Annotated in this window: 22 protein-coding genes; 11 read left to right on the top strand and 11 right to left on the bottom strand. The window is 33.2% G+C overall.

What is annotated here, in order from left to right; translation table 11 throughout:
- The first annotated feature begins 33 nt into the window (after positions 1-33).
- From ABD816_RS01365 to ABD816_RS01345, 5 genes are all read left to right on the top strand, one after another.
- Complete coding sequence (locus ABD816_RS01365) at positions 34-1,341, top strand: ABC1 kinase family protein (RefSeq protein WP_344924052.1); 1,308 nt, start codon at positions 34-36, stop codon at positions 1,339-1,341.
- A gap of 409 nt (positions 1,342-1,750) precedes the next feature.
- On the top strand, positions 1,751-2,938 hold the full coding sequence (locus tag ABD816_RS01360; RefSeq protein ID WP_344924051.1) for a hypothetical protein: 1,188 nt from the start codon (positions 1,751-1,753) through the stop codon (positions 2,936-2,938).
- A 7-nt stretch (positions 2,939-2,945) separates the two neighbouring features.
- Positions 2,946-3,749 (top strand): T9SS type A sorting domain-containing protein, encoded by an 804-nt coding sequence (locus ABD816_RS01355; protein ID WP_344924050.1) that lies wholly within the window; start codon positions 2,946-2,948, stop codon positions 3,747-3,749.
- 433 nt (positions 3,750-4,182) lie between these two features.
- Positions 4,183-5,193 carry a 3-oxoacyl-ACP synthase III family protein gene (locus ABD816_RS01350; RefSeq protein WP_344924049.1) on the top strand — a complete coding sequence of 337 codons (1,011 nt, stop codon included), beginning with the start codon at positions 4,183-4,185 and terminating at the stop codon, positions 5,191-5,193.
- Positions 5,194-5,890: 697 nt separating this feature from the next.
- Positions 5,891-6,253, top strand: coding sequence for a CoA-binding protein (locus tag ABD816_RS01345; RefSeq protein ID WP_344924048.1), 363 nt, complete (start codon positions 5,891-5,893; stop codon positions 6,251-6,253).
- On the opposite strand, the gene ABD816_RS01340 is transcribed toward ABD816_RS01345, so the two are convergent.
- The 4 genes from ABD816_RS01340 to ABD816_RS01325 form a co-directional block, all read right to left on the bottom strand.
- Complete coding sequence (locus tag ABD816_RS01340; RefSeq protein ID WP_344924047.1) at positions 6,224-7,741, bottom strand: sodium:solute symporter; 1,518 nt, start codon at positions 7,739-7,741, stop codon at positions 6,224-6,226. The genes ABD816_RS01345 and ABD816_RS01340 overlap by 30 nt on opposite strands.
- 83 nt (positions 7,742-7,824) lie before the next feature.
- Positions 7,825-8,511 (bottom strand): ABC transporter ATP-binding protein, encoded by a 687-nt coding sequence (locus ABD816_RS01335; protein WP_344924045.1) that lies wholly within the window; start codon positions 8,509-8,511, stop codon positions 7,825-7,827.
- A 66-nt stretch (positions 8,512-8,577) separates the two neighbouring features.
- Positions 8,578-9,150, bottom strand: coding sequence for a hypothetical protein (locus tag ABD816_RS01330; protein WP_344924043.1), 573 nt, complete (start codon positions 9,148-9,150; stop codon positions 8,578-8,580).
- A gap of 106 nt (positions 9,151-9,256) precedes the next feature.
- Positions 9,257-11,128, bottom strand: coding sequence for an ABC-F family ATP-binding cassette domain-containing protein (locus ABD816_RS01325; protein ID WP_344924042.1), 1,872 nt, complete (start codon positions 11,126-11,128; stop codon positions 9,257-9,259).
- 131 nt (positions 11,129-11,259) lie between these two features.
- Between ABD816_RS01325 and ABD816_RS01320 the strand changes: the two genes are divergently transcribed.
- Complete coding sequence (locus ABD816_RS01320) at positions 11,260-12,252, top strand: C-type lectin-like domain-containing protein (RefSeq protein ID WP_344924041.1); 993 nt, start codon at positions 11,260-11,262, stop codon at positions 12,250-12,252.
- Between the two features lie 84 nt (positions 12,253-12,336).
- Here ABD816_RS01320 and lnt read toward each other — a convergent pair whose 3' ends face one another.
- Entirely contained in the window at positions 12,337-13,920 is a 1,584-nt protein-coding gene (lnt, locus tag ABD816_RS01315; RefSeq protein WP_344924040.1) for an apolipoprotein N-acyltransferase, read from the bottom strand.
- A gap of 141 nt (positions 13,921-14,061) precedes the next feature.
- Positions 14,062-15,117 (bottom strand): putative type IX sorting system protein PorV2, encoded by a 1,056-nt coding sequence (locus tag ABD816_RS01310; RefSeq protein ID WP_344924510.1) that lies wholly within the window; start codon positions 15,115-15,117, stop codon positions 14,062-14,064.
- Positions 15,118-15,275: 158 nt separating this feature from the next.
- Between ABD816_RS01310 and ABD816_RS01305 the strand changes: the two genes are divergently transcribed.
- The 4 genes from ABD816_RS01305 (at position 15,276) to ABD816_RS01290 (ending at position 20,097) form a co-directional block, all read left to right on the top strand.
- The gene (locus tag ABD816_RS01305; RefSeq protein ID WP_344924038.1) at positions 15,276-16,064 is read left to right on the top strand and encodes a CDP-alcohol phosphatidyltransferase family protein; all 789 of its coding nucleotides are present in this window, start codon (positions 15,276-15,278) and stop codon (positions 16,062-16,064) included.
- Positions 16,065-16,113: 49 nt separating this feature from the next.
- On the top strand, positions 16,114-16,659 hold the full coding sequence (locus ABD816_RS01300) for a hypothetical protein (protein WP_344924036.1): 546 nt from the start codon (positions 16,114-16,116) through the stop codon (positions 16,657-16,659).
- Positions 16,660-16,678: 19 nt separating this feature from the next.
- On the top strand, positions 16,679-19,141 hold the full coding sequence (locus tag ABD816_RS01295) for a DUF3160 domain-containing protein (protein WP_344924034.1): 2,463 nt from the start codon (positions 16,679-16,681) through the stop codon (positions 19,139-19,141).
- A gap of 89 nt (positions 19,142-19,230) precedes the next feature.
- Positions 19,231-20,097, top strand: coding sequence for a CapA family protein (locus ABD816_RS01290; protein WP_344924033.1), 867 nt, complete (start codon positions 19,231-19,233; stop codon positions 20,095-20,097).
- A 39-nt stretch (positions 20,098-20,136) separates the two neighbouring features.
- On the opposite strand, the gene ABD816_RS01285 is transcribed toward ABD816_RS01290, so the two are convergent.
- The 5 genes from ABD816_RS01285 to ABD816_RS01265 all read right to left on the bottom strand — a co-directional run bounded on the left by ABD816_RS01285 (position 20,137) and on the right by ABD816_RS01265 (position 24,221).
- Positions 20,137-21,183 carry a sugar-transfer associated ATP-grasp domain-containing protein gene (locus tag ABD816_RS01285; RefSeq protein WP_344924032.1) on the bottom strand — a complete coding sequence of 349 codons (1,047 nt, stop codon included), beginning with the start codon at positions 21,181-21,183 and terminating at the stop codon, positions 20,137-20,139.
- Positions 21,184-21,251: 68 nt separating this feature from the next.
- Positions 21,252-21,992 carry an LPS export ABC transporter ATP-binding protein gene (gene lptB / locus ABD816_RS01280; RefSeq protein ID WP_344924031.1) on the bottom strand — a complete coding sequence of 247 codons (741 nt, stop codon included), beginning with the start codon at positions 21,990-21,992 and terminating at the stop codon, positions 21,252-21,254.
- Positions 21,993-22,051: 59 nt separating this feature from the next.
- A complete protein-coding gene (locus ABD816_RS01275) occupies positions 22,052-22,423 on the bottom strand; it encodes a carboxymuconolactone decarboxylase family protein (RefSeq protein WP_344924030.1) in 372 nt (123 codons plus the stop codon).
- Positions 22,420-23,259 (bottom strand): twin-arginine translocase subunit TatC, encoded by an 840-nt coding sequence (gene tatC / locus ABD816_RS01270; protein WP_344924028.1) that lies wholly within the window; start codon positions 23,257-23,259, stop codon positions 22,420-22,422. Before tatC ends, ABD816_RS01275 begins: the two co-directional genes overlap by 4 nt.
- Entirely contained in the window at positions 23,256-24,221 is a 966-nt protein-coding gene (locus tag ABD816_RS01265) for a KpsF/GutQ family sugar-phosphate isomerase (RefSeq protein WP_344924027.1), read from the bottom strand. Before ABD816_RS01265 ends, tatC begins: the two co-directional genes overlap by 4 nt.
- Before the next feature lie 218 nt (positions 24,222-24,439).
- On the opposite strand from ABD816_RS01265, the gene ABD816_RS01260 reads away from it, so the two are divergent.
- Positions 24,440-26,644, top strand: coding sequence for a RecQ family ATP-dependent DNA helicase (locus ABD816_RS01260; RefSeq protein ID WP_344924026.1), 2,205 nt, complete (start codon positions 24,440-24,442; stop codon positions 26,642-26,644).
- Positions 26,645-26,684 lie beyond the last annotated feature (40 nt).

Here is a 26,684-nt window from a genome sequence, read left to right as displayed (position 1 = left end):
TTTAAGGAATTAAAGTAATCTGGAATATAAAATATGAAAACGATAGATAAAATACCTACTTCAAAAATTGGTCGTACAACAGAGCTTGTAAAGACAGGAGTAAAGGTAGGAGGAAATTATCTTAAGTATTACAGTAAAAAGGCGGTAAATCCAAATTTAACAAGGGATCAGCTAAACGAAGATAATGCCGCAGATATTTATGATGGATTAAAAAGTTTAAAGGGGAGTGCTTTAAAAGTCGCTCAAATGCTATCCATGGAAAAAAATATCTTACCCAATGCATATGTTGAGAAGTTTTCATTAGCTCAATTTAGTGTGCCTCCATTGTCTGCACCATTGGTAAGAAAAACTTTTAAAAGGTATCATGGTAAATATCCAGAAGATTTATATGATACGTTTGCAACTCAATCAATAAACGCTGCAAGTATCGGACAGGTACATAAAGCGGTTAAAGACGGGAAAAAACTTGCTGTGAAAATTCAATATCCTGGAGTTGCAGACAGCATAAGTTCTGATTTGGCGATGGTAAAGCCCATCGCCACCAGAATGTTTAATTTAAAAGGTAAAGATTCAGAAAAATACTTTAAAGAATTAGAAGGTAAATTGTTAGAAGAAACAGATTATGTGTTAGAGGTAAAGCAAAGTAAGGAAATTACTACTGCTTGCGCAAAAATCGAAAACCTAAGATTTCCTTCTTATTACGAGAATTTATCAAGTGCCAGAATTATTACTATGGACTGGATGGATGGTGTTCATCTAAGCGAATATGCAGAAAAAAATGAGAATCAAGAGAATGCGAATAAAGTAGGACAGGCTCTTTGGGATTTTTATATGTATCAAATGCATATCTTAAAAGAGGTACACGCAGATCCACATCCAGGAAATTTTTTAGTAGATGAAGAGGATCATCTCATAGCCATAGATTTTGGTTGTATAAAAAAGATTCCTTTGGAATTTTATACCCCTTATTTCGAATTAGCGGAAAAAAAGAATATAGATAACCCTGATTTTTTTGCCTTAAAAATGTTAGAGCTGGAAATACTCCGAAAGGAAGATTCTCCTAAAGAGAGAAAGTTTTTTTCGGAGTTGTTCCATGAAATGTTAAGCCTTTTTACAAAACCATTTCAATCAGATGTTTTTGATTTTTCAGATGAGAGTTTTTGGGGAGCTATTACAGAGTTAAGTGAAAAATATTCTAAAGATACAGAGCTAAGAAAAATGAATGGTAATAGAGGTAGTAAACACTTCTTATATATCAATAGAACTTTTTTTGGCTTATATAATTTGTTACACGATCTAAAAGCTACAGTTCGTGTTGCTAATTATGAAAGGTACCTTTAGCCAGTTTTAACCAGCTGGCTTAGGTTTGTTTATTTATTGGTTAGGTTGTTAGAAAGGCATGCTGTGGTTGGCATGCCTTTCGTTTTTTATAGATATGAGGAAACGTGCTTGACTACTAAAATTTCTCATATCAACGATCTTATATAATTGTTTTTTTTGTTTTTTACTTTATGCTTAAAATAAGTATTTAGACTCAATTCTTGATTTCTAAAAGTGAAGCGCTCTTGTCTGATCTTTAGCCTTGTATTTAAAAAAATCTTACATCAACGTAACAAATCTGTTTCTTAATACATAAAGTATAGATAGGATAACAAGAAATCATCACTACTTAGATAATTAGACACTTGTTTCGATCTTTTTTTACATAAGAAAATCATAATACACGTTTAACCTAAATTCCTTTACCCTTATGAAACATACTATTACTAGTATTCTACTTTGCCTTTTGGCAATTAACACCTATGCAACAGATCTTTTTGTTAGAGAAAACGGTGCTGGTGGAGCATATGCAACTATCTCTGATGCTATTACAGCAGCTGCAGATGGAGATAGAATTATAATTACTCCTAAGGTTGGAGATATCCCCTATGTAGAAGATCTTACTATTAACAAGAGTTTGACATTACAAAGTTCTAATATCGGAGAAAAATATTTAGTTTTTGGAACCATTAGTATAGTACCGGCAGCAGAAAGAATAGTTATTATTCATAATGCAGCGGTATCAGAAGATGTAGAAGCAAGTTCAAACTCGGGAAGTGGAGAAAGAACTGTTGTGAGTATTTTTAATTCGGAGATGGAAGAAGTTTTTTTTGATCGTAATAATGTAACAGTTAATCTTATTAGTAACGAAATAGGAGGAGTCGTTTATTTTAGGCATGGTAAGCTTATCGGTAATGATATGTTTGGTGAATTTCAGATTGAAAATGACGTTAATTCCAGTACTCTTGCAGATACTCCTATTTATATTATAGGTAACAAAATTACTTTTGAAAATTATAATCAATCGAATTTTCTGGCGAGTGAGACATACGCCTATCATATTTATAATAATGATTTTAACTCTATCTACTTAGGAGGTTCTAATCCATTTGCTTTACTGGAAATATTTTTCTCGGGAGAAAATAGTCTTAATTTTATTCATAATAATGATTTTAGTTTTTTAGATGAAGATGAGATTGTTAATGGAATTTATATTCAAGGCACTAATAATGTTTGTGTATGGGATATAAGAAATAATTCATTTAGCATTACAGGAGTGGGTACTACTACTAATGTTTGGGATGATTCTAGCGACGTAAATTCTCAAGCTTATTTTAATAAATATAAGGCGGGAGCAGAATTTCTCGTGGATATTGAGGCCAGTAATACCGAGTTTACTACAGATGCTGATTTAGTAGATGCGGGACATCCTGCTACTACTTATTATGACATCGATTTAACTCCTAATGATGTAGGTATTCATGGCGGATCGCATGCATGGTCTAATTATCATCCAGAGGATAGTGATGGTAAACCGCAAGTATATTTTTTAGAGATCCCTAATTTAATTATTAATTCTTCTACGATTGACGTAAAAGCAGCAGCATTTTCTAAATAAGAGTACTATGAGAAATATACTTTATATATTTTTAGTCTGCTTGTTGTCCGTGCAATTTACACATGCACAAATAACAGGTGCAGAGTACTTCTGGGATACAGATCCTGGTCAAGGAAATGCAACCGCAATAACCGCAGAGGATGGTGCACTGGATGAAGTGCTAGAGGAACTTATAGCTACGGGTATAGCAAGTTCTGGGTTAGGAACTCATATTTTTAATGTAAGGGTCAAAGATGCTGATGAGGTCTGGGGACCTGTGTTTTCATCTATAGTTGTGAATGAGGAAGTGATTGCTTCCTTATCTGTAACCGTAACCCAGGCAGAATATTTTTGGAATACCGATCCGGGAGCAGGAGCAGGAGGAGCTATACTGGCAGTAGATGGTAACTTAAATCAAGCGTTAGAACAGCTTTTTGCTAATGAGATACCTTTAGTAAAAGAAGGTTTGAATACGTTTAATATTAGGGTTAAAAACTCAGAAAATACCTGGGGTCCAGTTTTTACTTCTGTGATAAATGTAGAATCAACATTAATACTAGATGTAGAAGAAGATCAATTACTTGTCAATACCTCTGTTTTGTCTCCTAATCCGGCAATAGATATTGTCAACATAGATATATCTAACGAATATATTGGAAAAATAGATATAACGATTATTGATATGACAGGAAAAGTAGTGTATGCTACTTCATATACTAAAAGCAATATGGTATTTTCACAACCATTAGATATATCATCTCTTGCCAAAGGATTATACCAAGTTCAATTAACGATTGACAATAAACAAGCAATTAAGAAATTAATCAAATAATTATTTTAGTGTAACTTATAATTCTATAATAGTGAAGACCCTGATTATTTTTTTAGATATTCAGGGTCTTTTTATTGTTTTAAATTGATAGAATTTCTCAAGGTTTTGGCTACAAGATATCCTCCGGATCATTTCAATATGAAAATGACAAGAATCAAAATAAAAAAGCCAGTTTCTTGATTCTTGTTATGAAGCGATCTTGTTTTTGATAGTCCGTACCTTTGGGTCGAAGTAGTTTATTTATTTATGTTAAATTTTAAGTTACGAAGATATTTTAAGCATGTGTAATAGGATTTTTACTATGCGCGCATACAATAAAACAAGACTTTCTTTTATCAAATACGCTAGAATACATATCTTGGGATGCGGTTTTTTATTGTGATCTGAATAGTCACTAATTTCCCGCAATTTATCACTCAACATTATAAACTATATGTATACTTCAAAAATAATCGGTTTAGGGAGCTATGTTCCTGAAAACGTTGTAACTAACGATGATCTTTCTAAAGTAATGGATACCAATGATGCCTGGATACAGGAACGAACTGGTATTAAAGAACGTCGTCATATTAAAAAAGGCGATGGTAACAGTACTTCTGTTATGGGAGTCAAAGCAGCAAAAGTTGCACTGGAAAGAGCAAAATTAACTACTGATGATATCGATTTGATCATTTTTGCTACATTAAGTCCGGATATGTATTTTCCTGGAGGAGGTGTAATCGTTCAGGATATGATGAATATGAAAACTGTACCAGCATTAGATGTGCGTAATCAGTGTAGTGGGTTTATCTATGCACTTTCTGTAGGTGATCAGTTTATAAAGACTGGTATGTATAAGAATGTTCTTATTATAGGAAGTGAAAATCACAGTGGAGGGCTTGATATGACTACACGTGGTAGAGGAGTTTCTGTAATATTTGGAGACGGTGCAGGTGCTATCATTTTATCGAGAAGTGAACAAGAAGATGGAAGCGGAGTTTTATCAACCCATTTACATAGTGAAGGAGCTCACGCTAAAGAATTATCGTTAGAAGGGCCTAACACAGGGCATTGGGTGCCTGAAATCATTGCAAAGAATGATCCTGAACACATTCCTTATTATCCTTATATGAATGGACAGTTTGTATTTAAAAATGCTGTGGTTCGTTTTTCTGAAGTTATTAATGAAGGATTACAAGCAAATCATCTTGCTGCAACAGATATTGATATGTTAATTCCACATCAAGCAAATCTGAGAATTTCACAATTTGTACAAAAACAGTTTAAATTGTCAGATGATCAAGTGTACAATAATATTCAGAAATATGGTAATACAACTGCTGCATCTATACCTATTGCTTTAACTGAAGCATGGGAAGAAGGTAAAATTAAAAAAGGAGATTTGGTGGTGTTAGCAGCTTTTGGGAGTGGATTTACCTGGGCAAGTGCTATTATCAAATGGTAATATATCATTATTTATAAAAATAAAATCGCGAAGTTGTAAAGCTTCGCGATTTTTTATTATTACTACGTTATTTCTTTTTTAAAGGCTAATTCAAATAAATTATAACAGTAATGATACTATAATAGACGTAACAAAATAAATAGTGTTACAAAAAAGGCTTACTTTTCACATATTATTAATATTTAATCTTAAAATCTTAATAAATTGAATTTTTGATAACTAAAATAAGCTTTATTTATTTTTTTGTTAATTATTAATAGATTTTATAGTGTAATGATTATTTTCTTTGTTAAAATATATGTTATTGTTAATTTTTTTTGTGATTTTTAATCTAATCGGTTCTTTGATATACTATCTCGCTTATTTATAAAAACGAAAAAATATATAATTAAAAACAAAAACCGCCCTTACTCAGAGCGGTTTTCAATAATAATCAAATAATACCACTAACCATCAACAATGAATATAATTTGACTATTAAAACTAACTAACTAAATCTACGAAAAATTACTTTCTTTATATATGACGCATTCGACACTCGATATGTTACAAAATGTCTTTGTTTTTAACATTTTTCTATTTGTTTTTAACTTTTTATAGTTCTCATTAACTAATTAAATTAGTTTTTCAATAAATAATAAATAGAATTATAATATTTTTAATGAAGAATGTATAATAATACCATAGAATAGATTGCATGAATAAAAAAACATTAGTCTTAGGGGCTTCATTAAAAGCAGATCGATACTCTAATCTAGCAATTAATCGATTAGTGCAGAATGGTCATCCGGTAGTTGCCATTGGACTACGTGAAGGTATAGTTTCAGGTGTGAGCATAACAACAAAGGAAGTTATTGTTGATGACTTAGATACTATAACCCTGTACTTGAACCCACTTCGGCAGCGAACATATTATGACTATATAGTTCGTTTAAAACCTCAACGTGTCATTTTTAACCCAGGAACAGAAAATCCAGAATTATATACAATACTAAAAGAACATAATATTTTGGTTGAGGTTGCCTGTACTTTAGTTTTGCTTTCTACGAATCAATTTTAATATTGCTAAAAAAAGTAAGCCAATAAAGGTAAGCGCACCATTTATAATCAAAATTTCAAAACCAATTTGGTAATATAGTTCTGCAGCAAATTTTCCTGAGGTCTCCCAAGAATTTTCAGTTGAAAAATAAACGTATAATTGGGAAGATAGATTCAGTATTATAGAGATGATTACAGATACTATACAAACAATAGGTATGTAACTATCCTTAACTTTAAATTTGGTAAATAATCCGAAGGCATACAGACCCAATAATGGTCCGTAAGTAAAGCCTGCAAATTTAAATACCTTCGCGATTACACTCTCATCCTGTATGACATACTTAAAAGCAATAATGACTAATACCAAAGTAACAGAAAAGAGAATGTGTATTTTTTTTCTGACTTTAATCTGATCAATAGGATTGTATTTTTTCTCGATATCAATAATGTCGATGCTAAAAGAAGTTGTTAATGAAGTCAATGCACTATCTGCGCTACTATATGCTGCAGCTATAAGTCCTAAAACAAAAAATAATGCAATACCTATTCCCAGTCCACTCTGAGTAGCAATCGTAGGGAAAAGTTGATCCTTCTGAGCAGTAATACCATGTTGTGAAGCATATTCTGTCAATAACAAACCTAGACCTAAAAAAATAAAATTAACTATCGTTAAAACAATTGTAAACCAAAACATATTTTTCTGAGCATCTTTTAAATTACGACAAGTTAAATTTTTCTGCATCATATCCTGATCTAATCCGGTCATAACGATGGCTATAAAAGCCCCTGATAAAAACTGTTTCCAGAAATAATTACTATTTTTTATATCATCAAAGAAAAACATTTTAGAAAGATCACTATCCAGAACATATCCCAAGAGATTAGAACCTTGTATACCCAAGTCATCAGAAACATAATAAATTGCTACTCCTACAGCAATTAGCATAAATAAGGTCTGTAATGTATCTGTCCAAACAATTGTTTTAATCCCGGATTTAAATGTATATAACCAGATAAGTAAAATCGTTATAATTACGGTAATCCAAAAGGGAACCTGTAATGCATCAAAAAGAATTGTTTGTAACACATTAGCAACTAGGAATAATCTAAAACTTGCTCCAACAATTCTCGATAAAAGGAAAAAAGAAGCACCGGTTTTATAAGCATAATTACCAAAACGCTCATCCAGATATGTGTAGATAGAGGTGAGGTTTAGCTTATAATATAATGGTAGCAGAATGGTACCTATTACCGTATATCCTAGTATATATCCCAGTACTACCTGCATATAACTAAATTGAGAAGCTTCCACCCATCCAGGTACAGAAATAAATGTAACTCCACTCAGGGAAGCACCGATCATCCCAAATGCTACAATATACCAGGGAGATTGTCTGTTTGCTTTAAAAAAGGCATCATTTCCAGAATTCTTTCCTGTGAAATAAGAAATTAATAGGAGTACACCGAAGTAAGCTGCAATTAAGAGAAGAATCTGTATGGGTTGCATTCAGTTAATATTGTGAAAAAATGAATTCCCAAAATACGAATTAAAATTTTTAAACCAAGAACTCTAAACGACAAACTGAAAACTTATTGATTTCTAACATCGCTCTCAATGATACCATCTCTTAATCTAATAACTCTATGGGCGTGCTCGGCGACTTCTTCTTCGTGAGTGACTACGATTACAGTGTTTCCTGCAGCGTGGATTTCATCCAGTAATTGCATGATTTCCAGAGAAGTTTTAGAGTCCAGATTACCTGTAGGTTCATCAGCAAGTATAATGGATGGTTTATTGATCAATGCACGACCTACAGCTACACGTTGTCTCTGTCCTCCTGAAAGCTGATTAGGTTTATGATCCATGCGATCTTCTAACCCTACATCTGTTAATACCTGCTCAGCTCTGGCGGTTCTGTCTTTTTTAGAAACTCCTGCATATACCATAGGTAATGCTACGTTATCCAATGCTGTTGTTCTGGGTAATAAATTAAATGTCTGAAATACAAATCCAATTTCTTTATTTCTAATATCAGCTAATTGATCATCTGTCATTTTGCTTACATCTTGACCATTAAGATTATAAGTTCCGTCTGTCGGAGTATCCAGGCATCCTAAAAGATTCATAAGTGTAGATTTTCCGGATCCGGAAGGTCCCATAATAGCAATATAATCTCCACGTTTTATATCTAAATCAATACTTTTTAATACATATACCGTTTCCTGACCTAATTGAAAATTTCTAATAATACCTCTGATTTCTATTACGTTTTCCATGTGATACTTACAATGACTTCTGAAAGATACAATTTTTGACTATAAGACGTCACACGAATAGATTCGTTACACTCTAAGCGTGAATTCTTCTTTCACTTGTTCTTTTCTAAAAAATACAAATCCTAGGTTATACATTTCTATGGTAACCGTAGTTTTTTGATGTGCAACTAATTGAGTCCATAAATCAAAATTTTCTTTTGACTTGTGTATAGAGTTTATAATGAATATTGTTTCATTATGGATTTTGGAAAACAACAATTCAACAAATTTAAAATCTGATTTACAATTGTTAATGTCAGTATAGATCAAATCAAATTCACCCATACTTTCAGGTGCATTATATGTCTTTACTGAGTTCTCAAAAGATATAATCCTATGTATGAAATTAGATTTGGTTTCTATGATCAATGCATTTTCAATATTAAAATAAGGGACGATACGATTGATTAGTTTTGCATGTTTATAGGATATATCAGATGTATTATTTTTATATGCGGATTGTATCGAGACATAAGAGGCTCTTTTTTTTCTGTCATAGAAGCATAAAGTTACCAGAGTGTAGACAAAAGGAGAATGAACCCTATGTTGATTTGTAGAACGAATAAGAAAGTTTAAAAAAGACTTGATTCTAAAAAGCATTATTATTGTTGATTAGAAATGTACTATTAACAATCAGTGGTTTAATAATTTGTGATTTGACTTGTCACTAAACACACATTTTCTTATACTTATATTAATATTAAAATTATGCTTCCATTTTTTCAGAAAGCTCCATCCATCGCATTTCGTTCTCGTCAATTTTGTCAACAATTTTTTTAAGTTTCATAGACTCCTCGTTAATCTGCTCGCCATCTAAGTTGCCTTCTGTAAAGAGATTTTCTATTTCTTTTTTCTGAAGTTCCAACTTTTTTAAATCCCGTTCGATACGATTAAACTCCTTTTGTTCATTGTGAGTAAGGGTTGTCGTTTTATCTTTTTTCCAAGTATTTTTTGTGTTTGATTCAGTTGCTTTTGGTTTAGCTTCATTCTCAGGAATACGACTATTCTCATATGTTCTGTAATCAGAATAGTTGCCAGGAAAATCTTCAATAACACCATTACCTCTAAAAACAAATAGATGATCAACTATTTTATCCATAAAATATCGATCGTGAGAAACTACAAGTAAGCATCCCGGGAAATCTAATAAGAAATTTTCTAAAACATTGAGGGTTACAATATCCAGATCATTAGTAGGCTCATCCAATATTAAAAAATTAGGATTTTGAATCAAAACCGTACATAAATAGAGTCTCTTGCGTTCTCCACCACTTAATTTTTCAACAAAGTCATATTGCTTTTCGCGGTCAAAGAGAAAACGTTCTAATAATTGTTGAGCAGAAATCTGCCTTCCTTTTTTTAGTGGGATATAGTCTCCAAACTCTCGGATAACTTCAATTACTTTTTGACTTGGCTTACTATTGATTCCCGCTTGCGTATAGTATCCAAACTTTACGGTATCCCCTACAATAATTTTGCCTTGATCCGGTTGTATAGCTCCCGTAAGCATATTTAGGAAAGTAGATTTACCAGTTCCATTTTTACCAATGATACCTATACGTTCTCCTTTTTTAAAAACGTATTCATATTTATCGAGCATTACCAGGTTATCAAATCTTTTAGAAACTTTATGAATCTCTAAAATTTTGCTTCCTAGTCGCTCCATATTGATCTCTAGTTGAATCTCATGATCATTTCTACGCTGATGCGCTCGTTCTTTGATTTCAAAAAAGTCATCAATTCTGGACTTAGATTTAGTGGTACGTGCTTTAGGTTGTCGACGCATCCAGTCCAGTTCTTTTTTATATAGTTGTTTTGCTTTATCTGTAGCAATTTCTTCGTTTGCAATTCTAGCTTCTTTATTATCCAGATAATAACCATAGTTACCCTTATAACTGTACAATTGACCATTTTCTAACTCTGTAATTTCATTACAAACATTCTCCAGAAAATAGCGGTCGTGCGTAACCATAAAAAGGGTGAAATTTTCTTTAGCAAAATATTCTTCGAGCCACTCAATCATTTCCAAATCCAGATGGTTAGTTGGTTCATCAAGATAAAGTAATTGTGGCTTGCTTAATAATATATTCGCTAATGCTAGTCTTTTTTTCTGCCCCCCAGAGAGTTTGTTTACTTTCTGATCCAGATTTTCAAGTTTGAGTTTAAAAAGAACTTGCTTGTATTGTGTCTCAAAATCCCAAGCGTTTAAAGCATCCATTTGTTCAAAAGCTTTTTGATATTGCTCTGCATCATCAGGGTTCTCCAAAGCTTTTTCATAAGCATTAATTACAGTAAGAATTTCGCTGTCTGCTGCAAAAATAGTTTGTTCTATAGTGAGGTTAGGATCTAGGTTAGGTTCTTGTGGTAAAAAGGCAACCTTCAGATTCTTTCTGTACACAACCTGTCCTTCATCAGGTTCCTCATCACCAGCTATAATATTGAGGAGAGAAGTTTTTCCGGTTCCATTTTTTGCCACAAAACCGATTTTTTGCCCTTCATTAATTCCAAAAGAAATATTTTTGAATAATACCAGTTCGCCAAAAGACTTAGCAACATTTTCTATAGATACGTAATTCACTTAGTTATATTTATTTTTTGACAAAGTTATCATTCCTATTCAAATTCTGGCATTATAAAGGTTAATACATTTGTTTTTATTACATTTATACATATATTCACTAAACTTAAGGGGCTTTAAAAAGAAAAAACATGAATTGGTACACTGTTTATGTAACGTTTTTAATCCTATTTCTGCCTTCTGTAATAGTAAGTCAAACCGATGATCCTCCTGTAATCACAGTGACTGGAGACAACTACTTTTGTCCTAATGGAAGTAATTCAATCGCAGTGGTTGATACTGTAAGTATAACAGATACGGATGATACCGAATTGGAAGAGGTGAGTATTCAGATAGCTACTGGATATCAAAATGGACAGGATATACTAGTGTTATCTGGTGTACATCCCAATATTTCTAGTACCTGGGATGTTACAGAAGGTCGATTAAAATTAACTGGTCCAGCAACTTTAAGCGAGTTTGAAGCTGCAATTCTTGCAGTTAATTTTTCTTCTACTTCTCCGATAGTGACAGGTATACGAGAGTTTTCTGTAGTAATAGGGAGTCCGTTGTTTTTACCTGAAACAGGTCATTATTATCAATTTGTTCCTTCATTAGGGATACGATGGGATGATGCAAGAGACGAAGCAGTACTGAGAACATTTTTTGGATTACAAGGATATCTCGCTACTTTAACCAGCGCTATAGAAGCTACTTTTGCCGGTGATCAAATTACTGGAACTGGCTGGATCGGAGCTAGTGATGATCCTACAGCAGAAGGAGTTTGGACTTGGGTAACTGGTCCTGAAGCAGGTTTGGTTTTTTGGAACGGTGATGAAACAGGTACCGTAGTGCCTGGTGAATTTGAGTTCTGGAATAATAATGAACCTAATGACTATCCTGATGATGCTATTGATGGACAAGAAAATTATGCACATATCACTGATGATACTGTTGGGATTCAAAATTCTTGGAACGATCTTCCGATAGGAGGTGGTGGAGGGCGCTATGCAGCGCAAGGTTATATCGTTGAGTATGGAGGTATGCCTGGTGATCCGGCACTTCAAATTTCGGGAGTAACCAGAGTAAGAGTAAGTTGTAATGTTATTACTAATAGACAACGAACATACCGTGTAGGTTTTTAATTTCTTTTCTAAATTATCTATTGATCTGTTTTTTAATGTATTAAAACTTTTCGTTGATCATTTTTATTAATGGTAGATGAAAAATTAGTTTTCAGCGCCTCTACGTTTGGTTACAGAAAATAAAAAGATAAAAATCATTAAGAAAATAGATACTCGTGCTATATAATCTCCAGCCATGACATAGAACGTTATTTTGTCATTGGTTTTTAAAGTTTCTTTGAGTACTCCTTGTTCTTCGTAGTCCAGTGTACTAACAATATTTCCTGTTTGGTTAATAATAGCAGAAATTCCGGTATTGGCACTTCTGGCAATACTTCTGCGAGTTTCTATAGCTCTGAATTTTGCATAGGCCAGATGTTGTTGATGTCCTTGTGTTTTACCCCACCAGGCATCATTGGTTATAATCGCTAAAAAATCTGCTTTATTTCTTACATAGCCTGTTACAAATTCACCATAAATACTTTCATAACATATAATGGGAGCAGCACCCAAACTATCTTTTGAAAAAAATACCTCGCGATCAGATTGGGTTGTTTTTTTTGAGACCGTACCTCCTAAGTCAATCATAGCGTCACCTAAAATGGGTTGCAAGACACTTTGATACGGAAAATTTTCTACTCCGACCACTAATTTGCTTTTATGATATAATTCATTGCTACCATCTGGTCTTACTAAAAATGCAGAGTTATAATTATCATAGAAAAAACCTCTTTGATGGAGGTTGGTTTGAGGATGCACTTTGGCAGGATCTTTAAACACATCAACTAGCGATATTCCAGATAAAAAGTTGGTTTTTGGATACTGGGATAATACCAATTCAGCTGTTTTTTTAGCCATAGAATACTGAAAGTTTTTTAACCTGTTATTATCAGCAAAAACAGTTTCTGGAGCTATAATAAAATCTGTATTCTGTGTGATTTCTTTAGTAATAAGCGAGGTTAATAATTCTCCCACACGATCATCAGTCGTGTTATATTTTTCAGTATAAGGGTTGATATTGGGCTGTAGAATAAGTACTTCTACATTTTTTCCATCTTCTTCATAAGTGCTTAAGATAAGATAAGAAATTAAAATAGGAATAAGAATGATAAGGCCATTTCTTAAGGCGGCTCGATATAATACAGATGTATTCTTATGCTCTAGATATAATAGTAAACTCTTGTAAACTCCAATATTAACTATGAGAATCCAGAGGCTTCCGCCAAAAGTGCCTGTGTATTCATACCATTGAATCCAAGAGGTGAAATGTGCAAAACCATTACCAAGATTAAGCCAAGGCCAAGAAAATTCCCAATGCAAATGTAGATATTCAAAACTCATCCAGATACATATCAGGAAAATAGAGCTAACGGTAAAGGTTGCTCTTCTGGCAACAATATGATAGGTGAGAAATACAAGTGCCATTAATAGACTGTTAACAATCTCAGCAAACCACATCCCAAAAGGAGTGGAGTTATAAATCCACCACGTAGTGATCATGTTCCAGATAAAAAAGGTAAGAAATGAAAATCCAAATACCTGACTTTTATGATATGTATTATTTCGAATCCTGTATTCTGTGATTAATAATGGGACAAAACCAAAAAATAAAGTAAGAGGAAAACCATAAGTAGGCCAGCCAATTGAAAGCAATAGTCCAGCTGATATAGCAAGTAAAATATTTTTCATAAAAAAATGATCTGTATTATATCAAATTATCACTGGTTGATGATAGGTTAGTTTATTTACTAATAACTACATTATTGTTTTTTAGTTGCACCAAAAAAATAAGAAATAAAAATCTCAAAAAAATAATATATTGGATATGATTTATCTAAAAACACTCCAATCTACTTTAAGAGAGAAGACATTAGAATAAATAGCTGCACTCTGATCTCCGATATCCGTTAAAGCGTAATCAATCTGAATACCCTTGTAATTAAAGCCAACACCAAAGTTAGGTTGGAACCCAACATTTTTAGTCCCATCAAACTGTTCGATATTCTGGAAATTACCAACACCTCCTCGTAAATACACCATCTTAGAATAATCTAACTGAAATCCAAATGCAGGAGAAATACTTATTGAAGAAGAAATGATATCATTGGTTTCTGCAAAACGAACATTCATATCCAGTTCTGTATTTAATCCAAATTTTTTACCTAAATCAAATTTTCTCGCCACACCTATTTGAACCTTTGGTAAGGTAATTTCTGTTGTTTCTGGTAATTCCTGATCTGCCAGCTGCGGTATCTGATCTTCATCCGGGATACCATCTCCATTAAGGTCACCTACGGTAAACTCTTCAACACTCCAGGCATTAAATGTCTGTGTAATATCTCTTGCCATCAATCCAAAATGCCAATTACCACGCTGGTATTGCAATCCTACATCAAAACCAAACCCCCAGGAAGAGGCAAAGTCTCCAATAATTCTACGAATTACCTTGGCATTGGCACCATAGCTTAATCCTTCTACAGGTAATTTTCTTGAATATGAAAAAGTAAATGCATAATCTGCTGCAGAAAATAGATTGATTCTGGTGTAATCGATATTTCCATCAGCATCTACGAGACTTGTAGTGTCCAGTATATCATCTACGCCAAATCGAATTAAAGATAATGCAATAGCACTTTTTTCGTCTAGAGGCATTGCATAAGCTAAATAATCATAATTAGCAATATTAGCAAAATAAGCTGCGTGCATAAAAGAAGCTTGATTGTCTTCCAGATGAATAAGTCCTGCAGGATTCCAATACCCTGAGTTTACATCTGCAGACGTAGCCACAACAGAGTTTGCCATTCCTAAAGCACCAGCATCTACTCCGATATTTAAGAATTCGTTGGAATATTTTCTAGTTTGCGCAGAAGAAATTGACACAACCATAGAAATAAAAACAAATATAATTTTTCTCAACCCAAGCGATTTTTGACAAATATCCTATTAATTTTCTACATGATAAACTTTATTTGCCTTTTCATATTGTTTATATATATGTTATTAGACGAAAATAGTTTCCTATTTTTACACGAAAACCAATATTTATGTGGCTTAAAAGACAAATTCCAAATTTAATCACCCTTCTTAATCTTTTTTGCGGCTGTATTGCTGTTATATTAGCAATACATAATAAATTAGACTTTGCAGCACTTTTTGTATTCTTAGGGATTGGTTTTGACTTTTTTGACGGTTTTGCTGCCAGAATTTTAAAAGTGCAAAGTGAACTAGGGTTACAATTGGATTCTCTGGCTGATATGTTGACAAGTGGACTAGTTCCCGGGATTGTAATGTTTCAATTAATTGCCAATTTGTTTGGACATCCATATGATCTTGTTTTTTCTGGCGAGACAATAGGGACATCCATTTCTTATGAGTTTGTATTTAAAGAGTTTGGTCTGACCTACATTCCACTGATAGGATTATGTATCACTTTAGCGTCTGCATATCGATTGGCAAAATTTAATATTGATACGCGGCAAACTACATCATTTATCGGATTGCCTACACCGGCTAATACCTTGTTGATTCTTAGCCTACCTTTGGTGTTGCAATATGAGGAGCAGGTGTGGGTTCACGATATTATTTTAAATCCTTGGTTTTTAATTGGATTAACTGCTCTTAGTTGTTATATGTTAAATGCTGAAATTCCGTTATTTGGACTTAAGTTTAAGAATTGGGGATTCGCAGATAATAAGGTTCGGTATATTTTTATAGTATTAACACTTATTTTGTTGGTATTACTTAGATTCACTGCGATACCTTGTGCGATATTGTTATATGTATTTATGTCATTGATTTTTAAAGAGCCTATAAAAGAAATAATGGTTAAGTAATCGTTGTTAGGTTGAAAATGATAAAATTTTATAAAAGAGTACATTTTTTATGACACGTACGTATCCTATATATTATTACTATTTACCTATTTGGATGTTGCTGTTCTCTGTAATTGCTTGCTCTGAAAAGGAACCAGTATTAACGGTAAAAAATAATGGGATCTCGCTAATTAAAGAACATGATTCCTTATATTATATTGAAATTAAGTCAAATGAACTTGTGGATCATTGGGAGTTGCCATACCCGGTATATCAATTTAAAGTGGGTGATATTGATAATGATGGAAAAGAAGATATGATGGTAGGAGTTATTAAAACTACCCGTTTTGATACTGTATCAGGAAAACGTCTTTTTATTTTTAAAAATTATAAAGGATATGTTCGGCCACTTTGGCTGGGCTCCAGATTGAGTCAGCCGCTGATAGATTTCAATTTTGTAATAACTGATTCCGGGGCTCGAATCCGGAGTATAGAAAAAGAAAAAAGTGGTAACGTATTGGTAGCAGAATATAAATGGAGAAGATTCGGGTTAGAATTTACGAGATATCTTGATAGAGAAATTGACCATAGTACTGCAAAAAAAGAATTAGAATAACAGGATTAAAACGATTCACATGAAAAAACAATTATTATTTACTTGTTTGGTAACACTTCTTATGGCTTGCGGAGGTAATGAAAAATCAAAAGATAAAAAAAATGAGAAAGTTTCTGAAACCAAAGAGGAGGTAAAACAACCAGAAGAAACAATTACTCAATCAGAAAACTTACTAATTACGGATGGACAAATCGATGTCAATGCTCTAGGAGGAGATGTGGATCTTACCATGGATATTTCGGGATTAAATCTATATGATATTAGAATTTTGCGTAATAGTTTTTCTGCTAAACAAGGTTATTGTTTTATGAAAGCAGATATTAGGTATGTATTCGAGGCGACAGACTGGTATACAGAACGAATGGAAAAGAGGTATTGGGCAGAAGAAGGAGGTGACCCTGTGGATCCAATTAGTTATTCTGATGAGGAAACTCTTTTTATAGAGAAATTAAAAAAACGAGAAGAGGAGTTAAAAACTCAAAATCTAATAGGAGAGATAGGTGGACAACAACCTAATATGAATAATATCGTTAATCTTTTCCAGTTAGAAAATCCAGATCCAAAATTGATGAGCATGTTGGGAAAACATGGGTTTGCGATTGTTCCTAATACTAATATTCAATTGTTTCATCTCTATGAGGAAAATGACTATAGTGAGTTTCCTAACTTTGTAACTACCGATATGTATATGCAATTATTCCATATGTATTTTGGGTATGTACTTAGAAAAGTAGAAGAGGGTCAATTTATTCCATTACTATCTCAAATTTGTCAGACAATGGTAAAGGATATGAAGGATTTTGAGGAGGCAAATTCTGATGAATCCTTAAAAGCTCTTGCAAAATTTAATCAAACATACTATGCGATTGCATATAGTGTACTTACTGATAAAACATTACCGGTGCCAGAAGGGTATGGAACTTTTTTTAAAGAAGAGATCGGACATATTGAAGAAGCAGAGGATAGTGTTTCTGATTTTTTAGAGTATACGGATGTTCAATTTCCTTATAGCTTATTTAAACCAAGAGGCCATTATACCAGAACTAAAGAATTACAACGATATTTTAAAGCAATGATGTGGTTGCAAACCGCACCCTTTTGTTTGAAAAATGATACACAATTAAAAAGAGCAATTTTAAGTGCTTCTATGATTCAGAATAATGAAGAAACATTAAAAAAGTATAATGCGATCATGGAACCTATTAATTTTATTATTGGTGAACCGGATAATGTTTCTTTTTTAGATTTAGTTTCTATGTTAGAAGAAAGTGATTATTTACTACAGAATCTATTAACTAAAGAGGAATCCTTAGAAAATTTTAGAGAAAATATACAAAAAATTGCAGATGCTCAAAACAAGATCGGACCAAAAGGAGAAGGTGGTAGTTGCAAGGATAAAATTAATTTTATTCCGCAGCGATATTTATCTGATAACGAGGTGTTACAAGAGCTTGTGGATTTAAAAAATAAACCAACAAAGAGAGGATATCCAAAAGGGTTGGATATCATGGCAGCATTCGGTAGTGCATCTGCTGAAAATTTATTACTTAATGAACTAGAAGAAGGGGAGAAATGGGATAAATACCCAGCATTGCTTTCTGATATGACAGTAAAAATGAAGGATGTAGATTGGGACGCTACCTTATATAATAAATGGATTTATAGCTTATTAGAACTTCAAAAACCGAATACAAGTTATCCATATTTTATGCAAAGTTCACAGTGGCATAAAAAAGATTTAAATGCATCTTTGGCTTCTTGGGCAGAATTAAAACACGATGCGATCCTTTACGCAGAACAACCTATGGGAGCAGAATGTGGTGGTGGAGAAGAAGTTCCTGCACCCTATGTTTTAGGATATGTTGAGCCTAATATAGGATATTGGAATGCAGTCATAGAATTACTGGATCTTACTACATCTGTTTTAGAGAAAAATAAGTTGATAGACACCAACATTTCAAGAATCACAAGAAGTTTAAAGGAAAATGCTGAGTTTTTACTTTCAGCCAGTAAGAAGGAATTAGCAGGTAAAAAACTTACGGTTCAGGAATATAGCCAGATAGAACTTATAGGTAGTACTTTTGAGTGGTTGACCTTGGATCTTGTAAAACAAGATGATGAATATGTTGATGGTTGGGATAAGGTAAAAGGTCCAGATAAATCCATTGCGGTAGTTGCTGATATTTATACAGCTAATAGTAATAATAACCCGGATAAAGGTATTCTTCATGTAGCCACAGGTAATGTAAATGATATTTATGTAATTGTAGAAATCGAAGGATATTTGTATATAACAAAAGGAGCCGTATTTGGGTATCATGAGTTTCATTTACCTCCGGGTAATAGATTAACAGATGAAGAATGGCAGGAAATGCTGGAAAAAAATGAGGCTACTGGTATACCATCTTGGATGTCCGAGATTATTGCACCAATTGATGTGCCTGAAACAAATGAAAAAATATTCTATAGCTCGGGATGCTAGTTTCTAAAAGTATAAAGCAATTTAAATTGCTTGTTACCTTATATCTATGGGTTTCTATAGGATTTTTAGTTTGTATGTGTTCCTGTAATATGAGCAATACTACTACTACCACAAAAATCGTTTTTGCCGGAGATTTGCTTCTGGATAGAGGAGTGAGGGTTCGGATAGCGCATTTAGGGGTAGATAGCTTATTTGATCCATCAATAGATTCTATCTGCAAGCAAAGTGATATTGTAATCGCTAACCTAGAGTGCCCGGCTACAAAAATTAACGAACCTATTCACAAAAAATTTATTTTCAGAGCTGAGCCTGAATGGCTGGCAGTGTTAAAGGAACATGGTATAACACATCTTACCATGGCTAACAATCATTCGATGGATCAAGGGAGAAGAGGTCTTGTAGATACTTATAAAAATATTCAAAAAAATGGATTGATTCCATTAGGTTTTGGGCATAATTTAGAAAAAGCGTGTGAGCCACAATTGATAACAACCATTCCCAGAAATATTTATATTCTATCATCTCTTCAGGTTCCTTCAGAAAATTGGCCTTTCCTGGATGATAAGCCTTGTGTGTGTGAAGATACATTTGAATCGATTGCGGGTAAAATTACAGATTTAAAAAAGAAAGAACCTTCGGCTGTGGTTATTGTTCAATTACACTGGGGAGCAGAGCATACTTTAGTTCCTGTAACAATTCAAAAACAACAAGCCTATTCATTGATTGATGCGGGAGCTGATGGAATTATAGGTCATCATCCTCATACCATCCAATCAGTAGAAAAGTATAAAAACAAGCCTATTTATTATAGTATCGGGAATTTTATCTTTGACCAAAGAAATCCTATTAATAAAAGAGGTCTGTTAGTTCAATTAGAAGTAAAAAGTACTGATATTGTATTTGATCATATAGAGTTTGATATTGAAGCGTGTACACCAAAGATTGCACGTAAATGATCAGGAGATGTGATTTGTTTTTAAAATGATATAGTTGATTTACTCTTTTCCTTTTGCTTCTGCCATAATTTCTTTGAAAATTGGTTTATTCAGAAAACCGTGATAGCTATATTCTCCGTGTAGTAATCCTGGTATGTGATTTCCTTCTATTAAAATAGGTCCCGTAGGAGTAATTGCGATATCCCAACCAATAAGCCTGCTAGGTAATAATGTAGTTGCTTTTATGACTTCTTCTTTGACTTGCTGAAAGAAAGGAATTTCGAAATTTTTAAAAATAATATTTGAGTCAGGATGTTCCAGAAATTTTTTAGCGCCTCCTTTTAGCGTAGTAATGGCTTGATCAAATAAGATTCCGGTTTCTATATGTATAGGAATAAACAACCCTCCAGAACTGGCATTATCTACAATCGCGTCACCAGCACCAAACCGAATGAAACAACCTAAAAAATGTATGTTTTTAGCTTTATCTACATATGTCTCTAGTCTGATAGTATTGGCTGCTTTGTCAAAAAAAGCATTGATATCATTATGTTGATTGATAACTTCCTGATGGATGTAGGAGTTGTCTTTTAGGATTTTCCAAATGTAGGAACTATTTTTAGACAGTGTTTTTTTATGTAGCATTATAGCGCCATTACCTTGCTGTCCTTCAGTTAGTTTAAGAAATAAACGTTCTTTTTGCTGTTCCTCAAAAATTGAGAGAAAAAAGGTTTCTAATTCGGTAGGGGTTGTGATAGTTACTTTTTTATTATCGTAATAGAATTGAGTTCCTGTATTATAACTAATCACTTTGGCTGTTGGTAGATTGTGTTTTTCACAAAAAGTACTAAATGAAAGTTTATTGTGTAAGATGGTATCAGTTATTGGAGATCTTAAATTGGGAGATTCAATGATTTCGTAATATTCTCGCATACACATAAACTTAGTAGCATTCATATCTTTGCGATAGAGAAACCTACCAAAATAGTATTTAGGAACTTCTTTTTTAGCAATCCATAAGGATATAACTTCTTTAAAAATTGTAGCATATGATTTTTTATCAGGATCATTTAAAAAATGCCAGATGTTTTTACGAAGTGTACTCATGTTTCTTAATTTAGAGTATCATAACAACAAAAGACCTCATAAATTTTAGTAAACAGGAGAATTTTTACCTAAAAATCTAATTTCTTTTTTCTAAGTTCGAAATTTTGACCTAGATATACTTTACGTACCATTTCATCAGCAGCTAATTCTTCTGGAACACCAGCTTTTAAGATACTACCTTCAAACATCAAATATGTTCTGTCTGTGATCGCTAATGTTTCTTGTACATTATGATCTGTAATTAAGATCCCAATATTTTTGTTTTTGAGTTGTGCTACTATACGTTGTATGTCTTCTACAGCGACCGGATCTACTCCGGCAAACGGTTCATCCAGTAGTATGAAGTTAGGATCCGTGGCAAGAGCCCGAGCAATTTCAGTACGACGACGTTCACCACCACTTAAAAGATCTCCACGATTTTTTCTGATATGTTCCAGGCTAAATTCCTCTATTAAAGATTCCATCTTAAAAAGTTGTTCTTTTTTAGAAAGTTTAGTGAGTTGTAACACGCTCAGAATATTATCTTCTATGCTTAATTTTCTAAAAACAGAAGCTTCCTGTGCTAAATAACCAATACCGTTTTGAGCTCTTTTATACATTGGATATTTAGTAATCTCTGTAGTATCGAGCGATATTTTACCACTGTTAGGCTTCACCAGTCCCACAATCATATAAAAAGAAGTGGTTTTACCTGCTCCATTAGGTCCTAAAAGTCCAACGATTTCTCCTTGATTGACCTCTAGAGAAATTCCCTTCACGACTTTTCGACCTTTATATGCTTTTATTAAGTTATCCGCTTTTAATTTCATTGTGGTATAAAGACTTCTTTAATTTATAGACGTTGCCATAAGGTTATTGTAAATGTACATTATTCTTTTAAAACAGTATCTTTAGAAGAAGACTGTTCTAGTTCATCCCAAAACTCATAGGCTCTACGAAGATGAGGAATAACAATGGTTCCTCCTATCAATGTAGCAATGCTTAATGCTTCGACCACCTCTTCTTTTAGGAAACCTTCTTTATAACAGGTCTCTAAATGATATTTTACGCAGTCATCACATCGCAAAACTGCTGATGCAACTAGCCCTAATAGTTCTTTAGTTTTTACATCTAATGCTCCTTTCATATAAGCATTTGTGTCTAAATTAAAGATTCTTTTAATAATTTTATTATTGTCTTCCAGAATGCGGGAGTTCATTTTTTCTCTGTACGCATTAAATTCTTCTACTGCTGCACTCATGGTGTAGTATTTTTTAAATTTTTATTTTGGTTTCTGACTACTATTTTGGTAATAATAATACTAATTTCATATAAAACAAGTATTGGAATAGCCACAATTACTTGGCTGGCAATATCTGGTGGAGTAATAATAGCAGATAATATAAGAACGATTACCAATGCAAATTTGCGATATTTTCTAAGAAATTGTGGAGTAACTAATCCTACTTTAGCCAAGAAAAACATGATGACAGGAAGTTCAAAAATTAACCCACAAGCTATAACAGATGCTCTCACTAAGCCAATATAACTGTCAATGTCAAATTCATTAAGAACTTCTTTGCTTACCTGATATCCGCCTAAAAAATTAATAGATAGGGGGGTAATGATATAGTATCCGAAAAGAACGCCCAAGAAAAATAAGAAGGAACAGATAATAATGAATCCTTTTGAATATTTTTTCTCATTCATATGCATAGCAGGGCTGATAAATCTCCAAAATTCAAATAAAACATACGGGAATGCAAAAATAAAACCAGCAGTAATAGAGGTCCAGATATGAACTGAGAATTGACCAGCTACTTTTCTACTTTGGACGCTAAAAGGTAATTCCTTAAAACATAAACTCTCATCAAGTCCTAAAAGTTTTGATAAATTACACAGACCCTTATAAGTTGGGAAATCTGGCTTTTTAGGCCCGAAAATGAGTATATCAAACACAAACTCTTTTGCAATAAAGGCTATAGTTGCTGCTATCATGACGGCAGACGTCGCTCGTATAAGATGCCATCTTAATTCTTCTAAATGATCCAGAAAAGACATGGATTGTGGATCTTTCTTTATTTTATTTTTTCTCATAAAATACCTTCTCTTATAAGATCATGAATATGTAACAGACCCGCGTAATTACCATTTTTTTCTGCTAATAGATGCGAAATACCATATTCCTCTAATCGGTCTAATGCATCAATTGCCAGGGCTTTGTGGTCTATTCTTTTGGGGTTAGATGACATAATATCCTTAGCGGTTAATCCATCAAAAGAGGTATTGGTGGTTAACATTCGCCTTAAATCTCCGTCAGTAATAATACCAATAATTTTATTGTCGTCTACTACCGCCGTAGCACCCAGTCTTTTTTCTGTCATTTCTACAATTACTGTGCTGATATCAGAGTCTGGTGCTACTTTTGGTTTTTCATTAACTGTGGTAATATCGGATACTCTGAGATAAAGTTTTTTTCCTAAGGCACCACCAGGGTGATACTTAGCAAAATCTTTACTGGAGAACCCTTTAAGATGTAGTAAAGATACTGCTACAGCATCACCCATAACTAATTGGGCAGTGGTGCTGGTAGTAGGAGCAAGATTATTAGGACAGGCTTCTCTTTCTACAAATGCGTGTAAAATATAGTCGGCTTCTTTTGCTAAAAAGGAATCTTTATTTGATGTAATTCCAATGAGAGTGTTTTTAAAATTTTTGATTAGAGGAACGAGTACTTTTATTTCTGGAGTATTACCACTTTTAGAGATACAAATAACAATATCATCAATGAGTATACTTCCCAGATCTCCGTGAATAGCATCCGCTGCATGCATAAAAACTGCTGGAGTTCCTGTTGAGTTCATGGTCGCTACAATTTTTGAAGCAATAATGGCACTTTTACCGATTCCAGTAATAATAACCCTGCCATTAGAATGATGTATTGTATTGACAGCTTCTGCAAATTCTTCATCAATAAGTTCCTCTAAATAGGCTATGGCTTTGGCTTCTTCGTTAATGGTTTTTTTTGCAAATGAAATAATAGTATCGTAGGTGTTCAAAATTTAAGAAATTTGCGTGTTATAATTAAAGATTTTATTATCTTTAATTATACAAAGGTATGTAATACCATATGAATTTTAAATAGCATCTGTAAAAAGGATTATATAATTTTAATATCCTATTATCAGAATCATAAGTAGATCATTACACTGAATCTTGTTTGGGGAAAGGGTTTTAGTGGTGTATTTTAATTGGAATATAAAAGGTAAACAATTTAATGAGTTTGAAGGAAATCGACTTACAAGGAGCTTTAAAGAAGTACTTTGGCTTTAGTCAATTTAGAGGATTGCAGGAAAAAGTTATAAAAAGTATCCTGAACAAAGAGAATACATTTGTAATAATGCCCACTGGTGGAGGTAAATCACTTTGTTATCAATTACCTGCATTAATTTTTGATGGTACAGCTATTGTAGTTTCTCCTCTAATTGCGTTAATGAAAAATCAGGTAGATGCTATTAGAAGTATATCTTCAGAAGAGGGGATTGCTCATGTCTTAAATTCATCTTTGAATAAATCAGAGGTTAAAAGAGTAAAAGACGATATCGAAAATGGCGTAACTAAATTGTTATATGTAGCACCAGAATCCCTTACGAAGGAAGAGTATGTCGATTTTTTAAAAGATCAAAAAATTTCATTTCTTGCAGTGGATGAAGCTCATTGTATTAGCGAATGGGGTCATGATTTTAGACCAGAATATAGAAATTTACGAAGTATTATAAAACGAATAGGCGATGATATACCAATCGTAGGCTTAACAGCAACCGCTACTCCAAAAGTTCAGGAAGATATTTTGAAAAATTTATCCATGAGCGATGCTACTACCTATAAGGCTTCTTTTAATAGACCTAATTTATACTACGAAATACGACCTAAAACAAAAAATGTTGATGCAGATATTATTCGTTTTGTAAAACAAAATAGTGGTAAAAGTGGTATTATTTATTGTCTCAGTAGAAAACGTGTAGAAGAACTCGCTCAAACACTAGAAGTAAATGGAGTAAAAGCGGTACCCTATCATGCTGGTCTGGATGCTAAAACCAGAGCCAGACATCAGGATATGTTTCTAATGGAAGATACAGATGTCGTAGTTGCTACTATTGCATTTGGAATGGGGATTGATAAACCGGATGTACGTTTTGTAATCCACCATGATATCCCTAAAAGTATTGAAAGTTATTATCAGGAAACTGGACGTGCTGGTAGAGACGGAGGAGAAGGACATTGTTTAGCATATTATTCTTATAAGGATATAGAAAAACTAGAAAAATTCATGAGTGGTAAACCTGTTGCAGAGCAGGAAATTGGTCATGCACTTTTACAAGAGGTAGTTGCGTTTGCTGAGACTTCTATTTCCAGACGTAAATTTATACTTCACTATTTTGGAGAAGAATTTGACAGTGTAAATGGTGATGGTGCCGATATGGATGATAATGTACGCAACCCAAAAAAGAAACATGAAGCAAAAGATGAGGTGCTTTTGTTATTGGGAGTTGTCAAAGAAACTGGAGAGATATATAAGTCTAAAGATTTAGTGAGTACTATAATAGGTAAGAGTAATGCATTAATAATTTCTCATAAAACACACGGGCAATCTTTTTTTGGTAGTGGGAAACATAAAGATGGTACCTATTGGATGGCATTGATCAGGCAGGTATTAGTTTCAGGTTTGTTAAAAAAAGATATCGAAACCTATGGTGTAATAAGAATTACACCAAAAGGAAAAGATTTTATAAAAAAGCCCGAGAGCTTTATGATGACAGAAGATCATGTTTTTAATGCTGTTAATGATGATGCTATTATTACTACGGCTAAATCTGCAAGCATTACAAGCACCGATGAAAAGCTAGTAGGAATGCTGAAAGATTTACGAAAAAAAGTAGCAAAAAAACTAGGTGTTCCACCATTTGTAGTTTTTCAGGATCCTTCAATAGAGGATATGGCCTTAAAATATCCGGTAAGTATCGAAGAATTAGGAAATGTACATGGAGTTGGTGAAGGAAAAGCAAAGAAATATGGAAAAGAGTTTGTAACATTTATTGCTAAATATGTAAAGGAAAATGAAATTCTTCGCCCTGATGACTTTGTTGTTAAAAGTACGGGAGCTAATAGTGGATTAAAACTATATATCATTCAGAATGTAGATCGTAAACTGCCGTTAGATGATATTTCTGCTGCAAAAGGTATGGATATGACTGAGTTTATTAAGGAAATGGAAGCTATTGTTTTTAGTGGTACCAAGCTTGATATCACGTATTGGATAGATGATATTCTTGATGAAGATCAACAAGAAGAAATTCATGAATATTTTCTGGAAGCAGAAGATGATAAGATCGATAAAGCTATTGAAGAGTTTGACGGGGATTATGATGATGAAGAACTTCGGTTATATCGCATCAAATTTATTAGTGATGTTGCCAATTAATTTTATTATAGCAATTTGCTTCTGTATTTGAGTGTTTTTT

The sequence above is a fragment of the Aquimarina addita genome (assembly GCF_039539305.1).
GTDB lineage: Bacteria > Bacteroidota > Bacteroidia > Flavobacteriales > Flavobacteriaceae > Aquimarina > Aquimarina addita.
This window is presented reverse-complemented; position numbering and strand designations above follow the sequence as displayed.

Excerpts from the sequence above, each read along its gene's own strand:
- ABD816_RS01365 (WP_344924052.1), top strand. The coding sequence starts at position 34 with ATGAAAACGATAGATAAAATACCTACTTCAAAAATTGGTCGTACAACA.
- ABD816_RS01360 (WP_344924051.1), top strand. The coding sequence starts at position 1,751 with ATGAAACATACTATTACTAGTATTCTACTTTGCCTTTTGGCAATTAAC.
- ABD816_RS01355 (WP_344924050.1), top strand. The coding sequence starts at position 2,946 with ATGAGAAATATACTTTATATATTTTTAGTCTGCTTGTTGTCCGTGCAA.
- ABD816_RS01350 (WP_344924049.1), top strand. The coding sequence starts at position 4,183 with ATGTATACTTCAAAAATAATCGGTTTAGGGAGCTATGTTCCTGAAAAC.
- ABD816_RS01345 (WP_344924048.1), top strand. The coding sequence starts at position 5,891 with ATGAATAAAAAAACATTAGTCTTAGGGGCTTCATTAAAAGCAGATCGA.
- ABD816_RS01340 (WP_344924047.1), bottom strand. The coding sequence starts at position 7,741 with ATGCAACCCATACAGATTCTTCTCTTAATTGCAGCTTACTTCGGTGTA.
- ABD816_RS01335 (WP_344924045.1), bottom strand. The coding sequence starts at position 8,511 with ATGGAAAACGTAATAGAAATCAGAGGTATTATTAGAAATTTTCAATTA.
- ABD816_RS01330 (WP_344924043.1), bottom strand. The coding sequence starts at position 9,150 with ATGCTTTTTAGAATCAAGTCTTTTTTAAACTTTCTTATTCGTTCTACA.
- ABD816_RS01320 (WP_344924041.1), top strand. The coding sequence starts at position 11,260 with ATGAATTGGTACACTGTTTATGTAACGTTTTTAATCCTATTTCTGCCT.
- lnt (WP_344924040.1), bottom strand. The coding sequence starts at position 13,920 with ATGAAAAATATTTTACTTGCTATATCAGCTGGACTATTGCTTTCAATT.
- ABD816_RS01310 (WP_344924510.1), bottom strand. The coding sequence starts at position 15,117 with ATGGTTGTGTCAATTTCTTCTGCGCAAACTAGAAAATATTCCAACGAA.
- ABD816_RS01305 (WP_344924038.1), top strand. The coding sequence starts at position 15,276 with ATGTGGCTTAAAAGACAAATTCCAAATTTAATCACCCTTCTTAATCTT.
- ABD816_RS01300 (WP_344924036.1), top strand. The coding sequence starts at position 16,114 with ATGACACGTACGTATCCTATATATTATTACTATTTACCTATTTGGATG.
- ABD816_RS01295 (WP_344924034.1), top strand. The coding sequence starts at position 16,679 with ATGAAAAAACAATTATTATTTACTTGTTTGGTAACACTTCTTATGGCT.
- ABD816_RS01290 (WP_344924033.1), top strand. The coding sequence starts at position 19,231 with ATGAGCAATACTACTACTACCACAAAAATCGTTTTTGCCGGAGATTTG.
- ABD816_RS01285 (WP_344924032.1), bottom strand. The coding sequence starts at position 21,183 with ATGAGTACACTTCGTAAAAACATCTGGCATTTTTTAAATGATCCTGAT.
- lptB (WP_344924031.1), bottom strand. The coding sequence starts at position 21,992 with ATGAAATTAAAAGCGGATAACTTAATAAAAGCATATAAAGGTCGAAAA.
- ABD816_RS01275 (WP_344924030.1), bottom strand. The coding sequence starts at position 22,423 with ATGAGTGCAGCAGTAGAAGAATTTAATGCGTACAGAGAAAAAATGAAC.
- tatC (WP_344924028.1), bottom strand. The coding sequence starts at position 23,259 with ATGAGAAAAAATAAAATAAAGAAAGATCCACAATCCATGTCTTTTCTG.
- ABD816_RS01260 (WP_344924026.1), top strand. The coding sequence starts at position 24,440 with ATGAGTTTGAAGGAAATCGACTTACAAGGAGCTTTAAAGAAGTACTTT.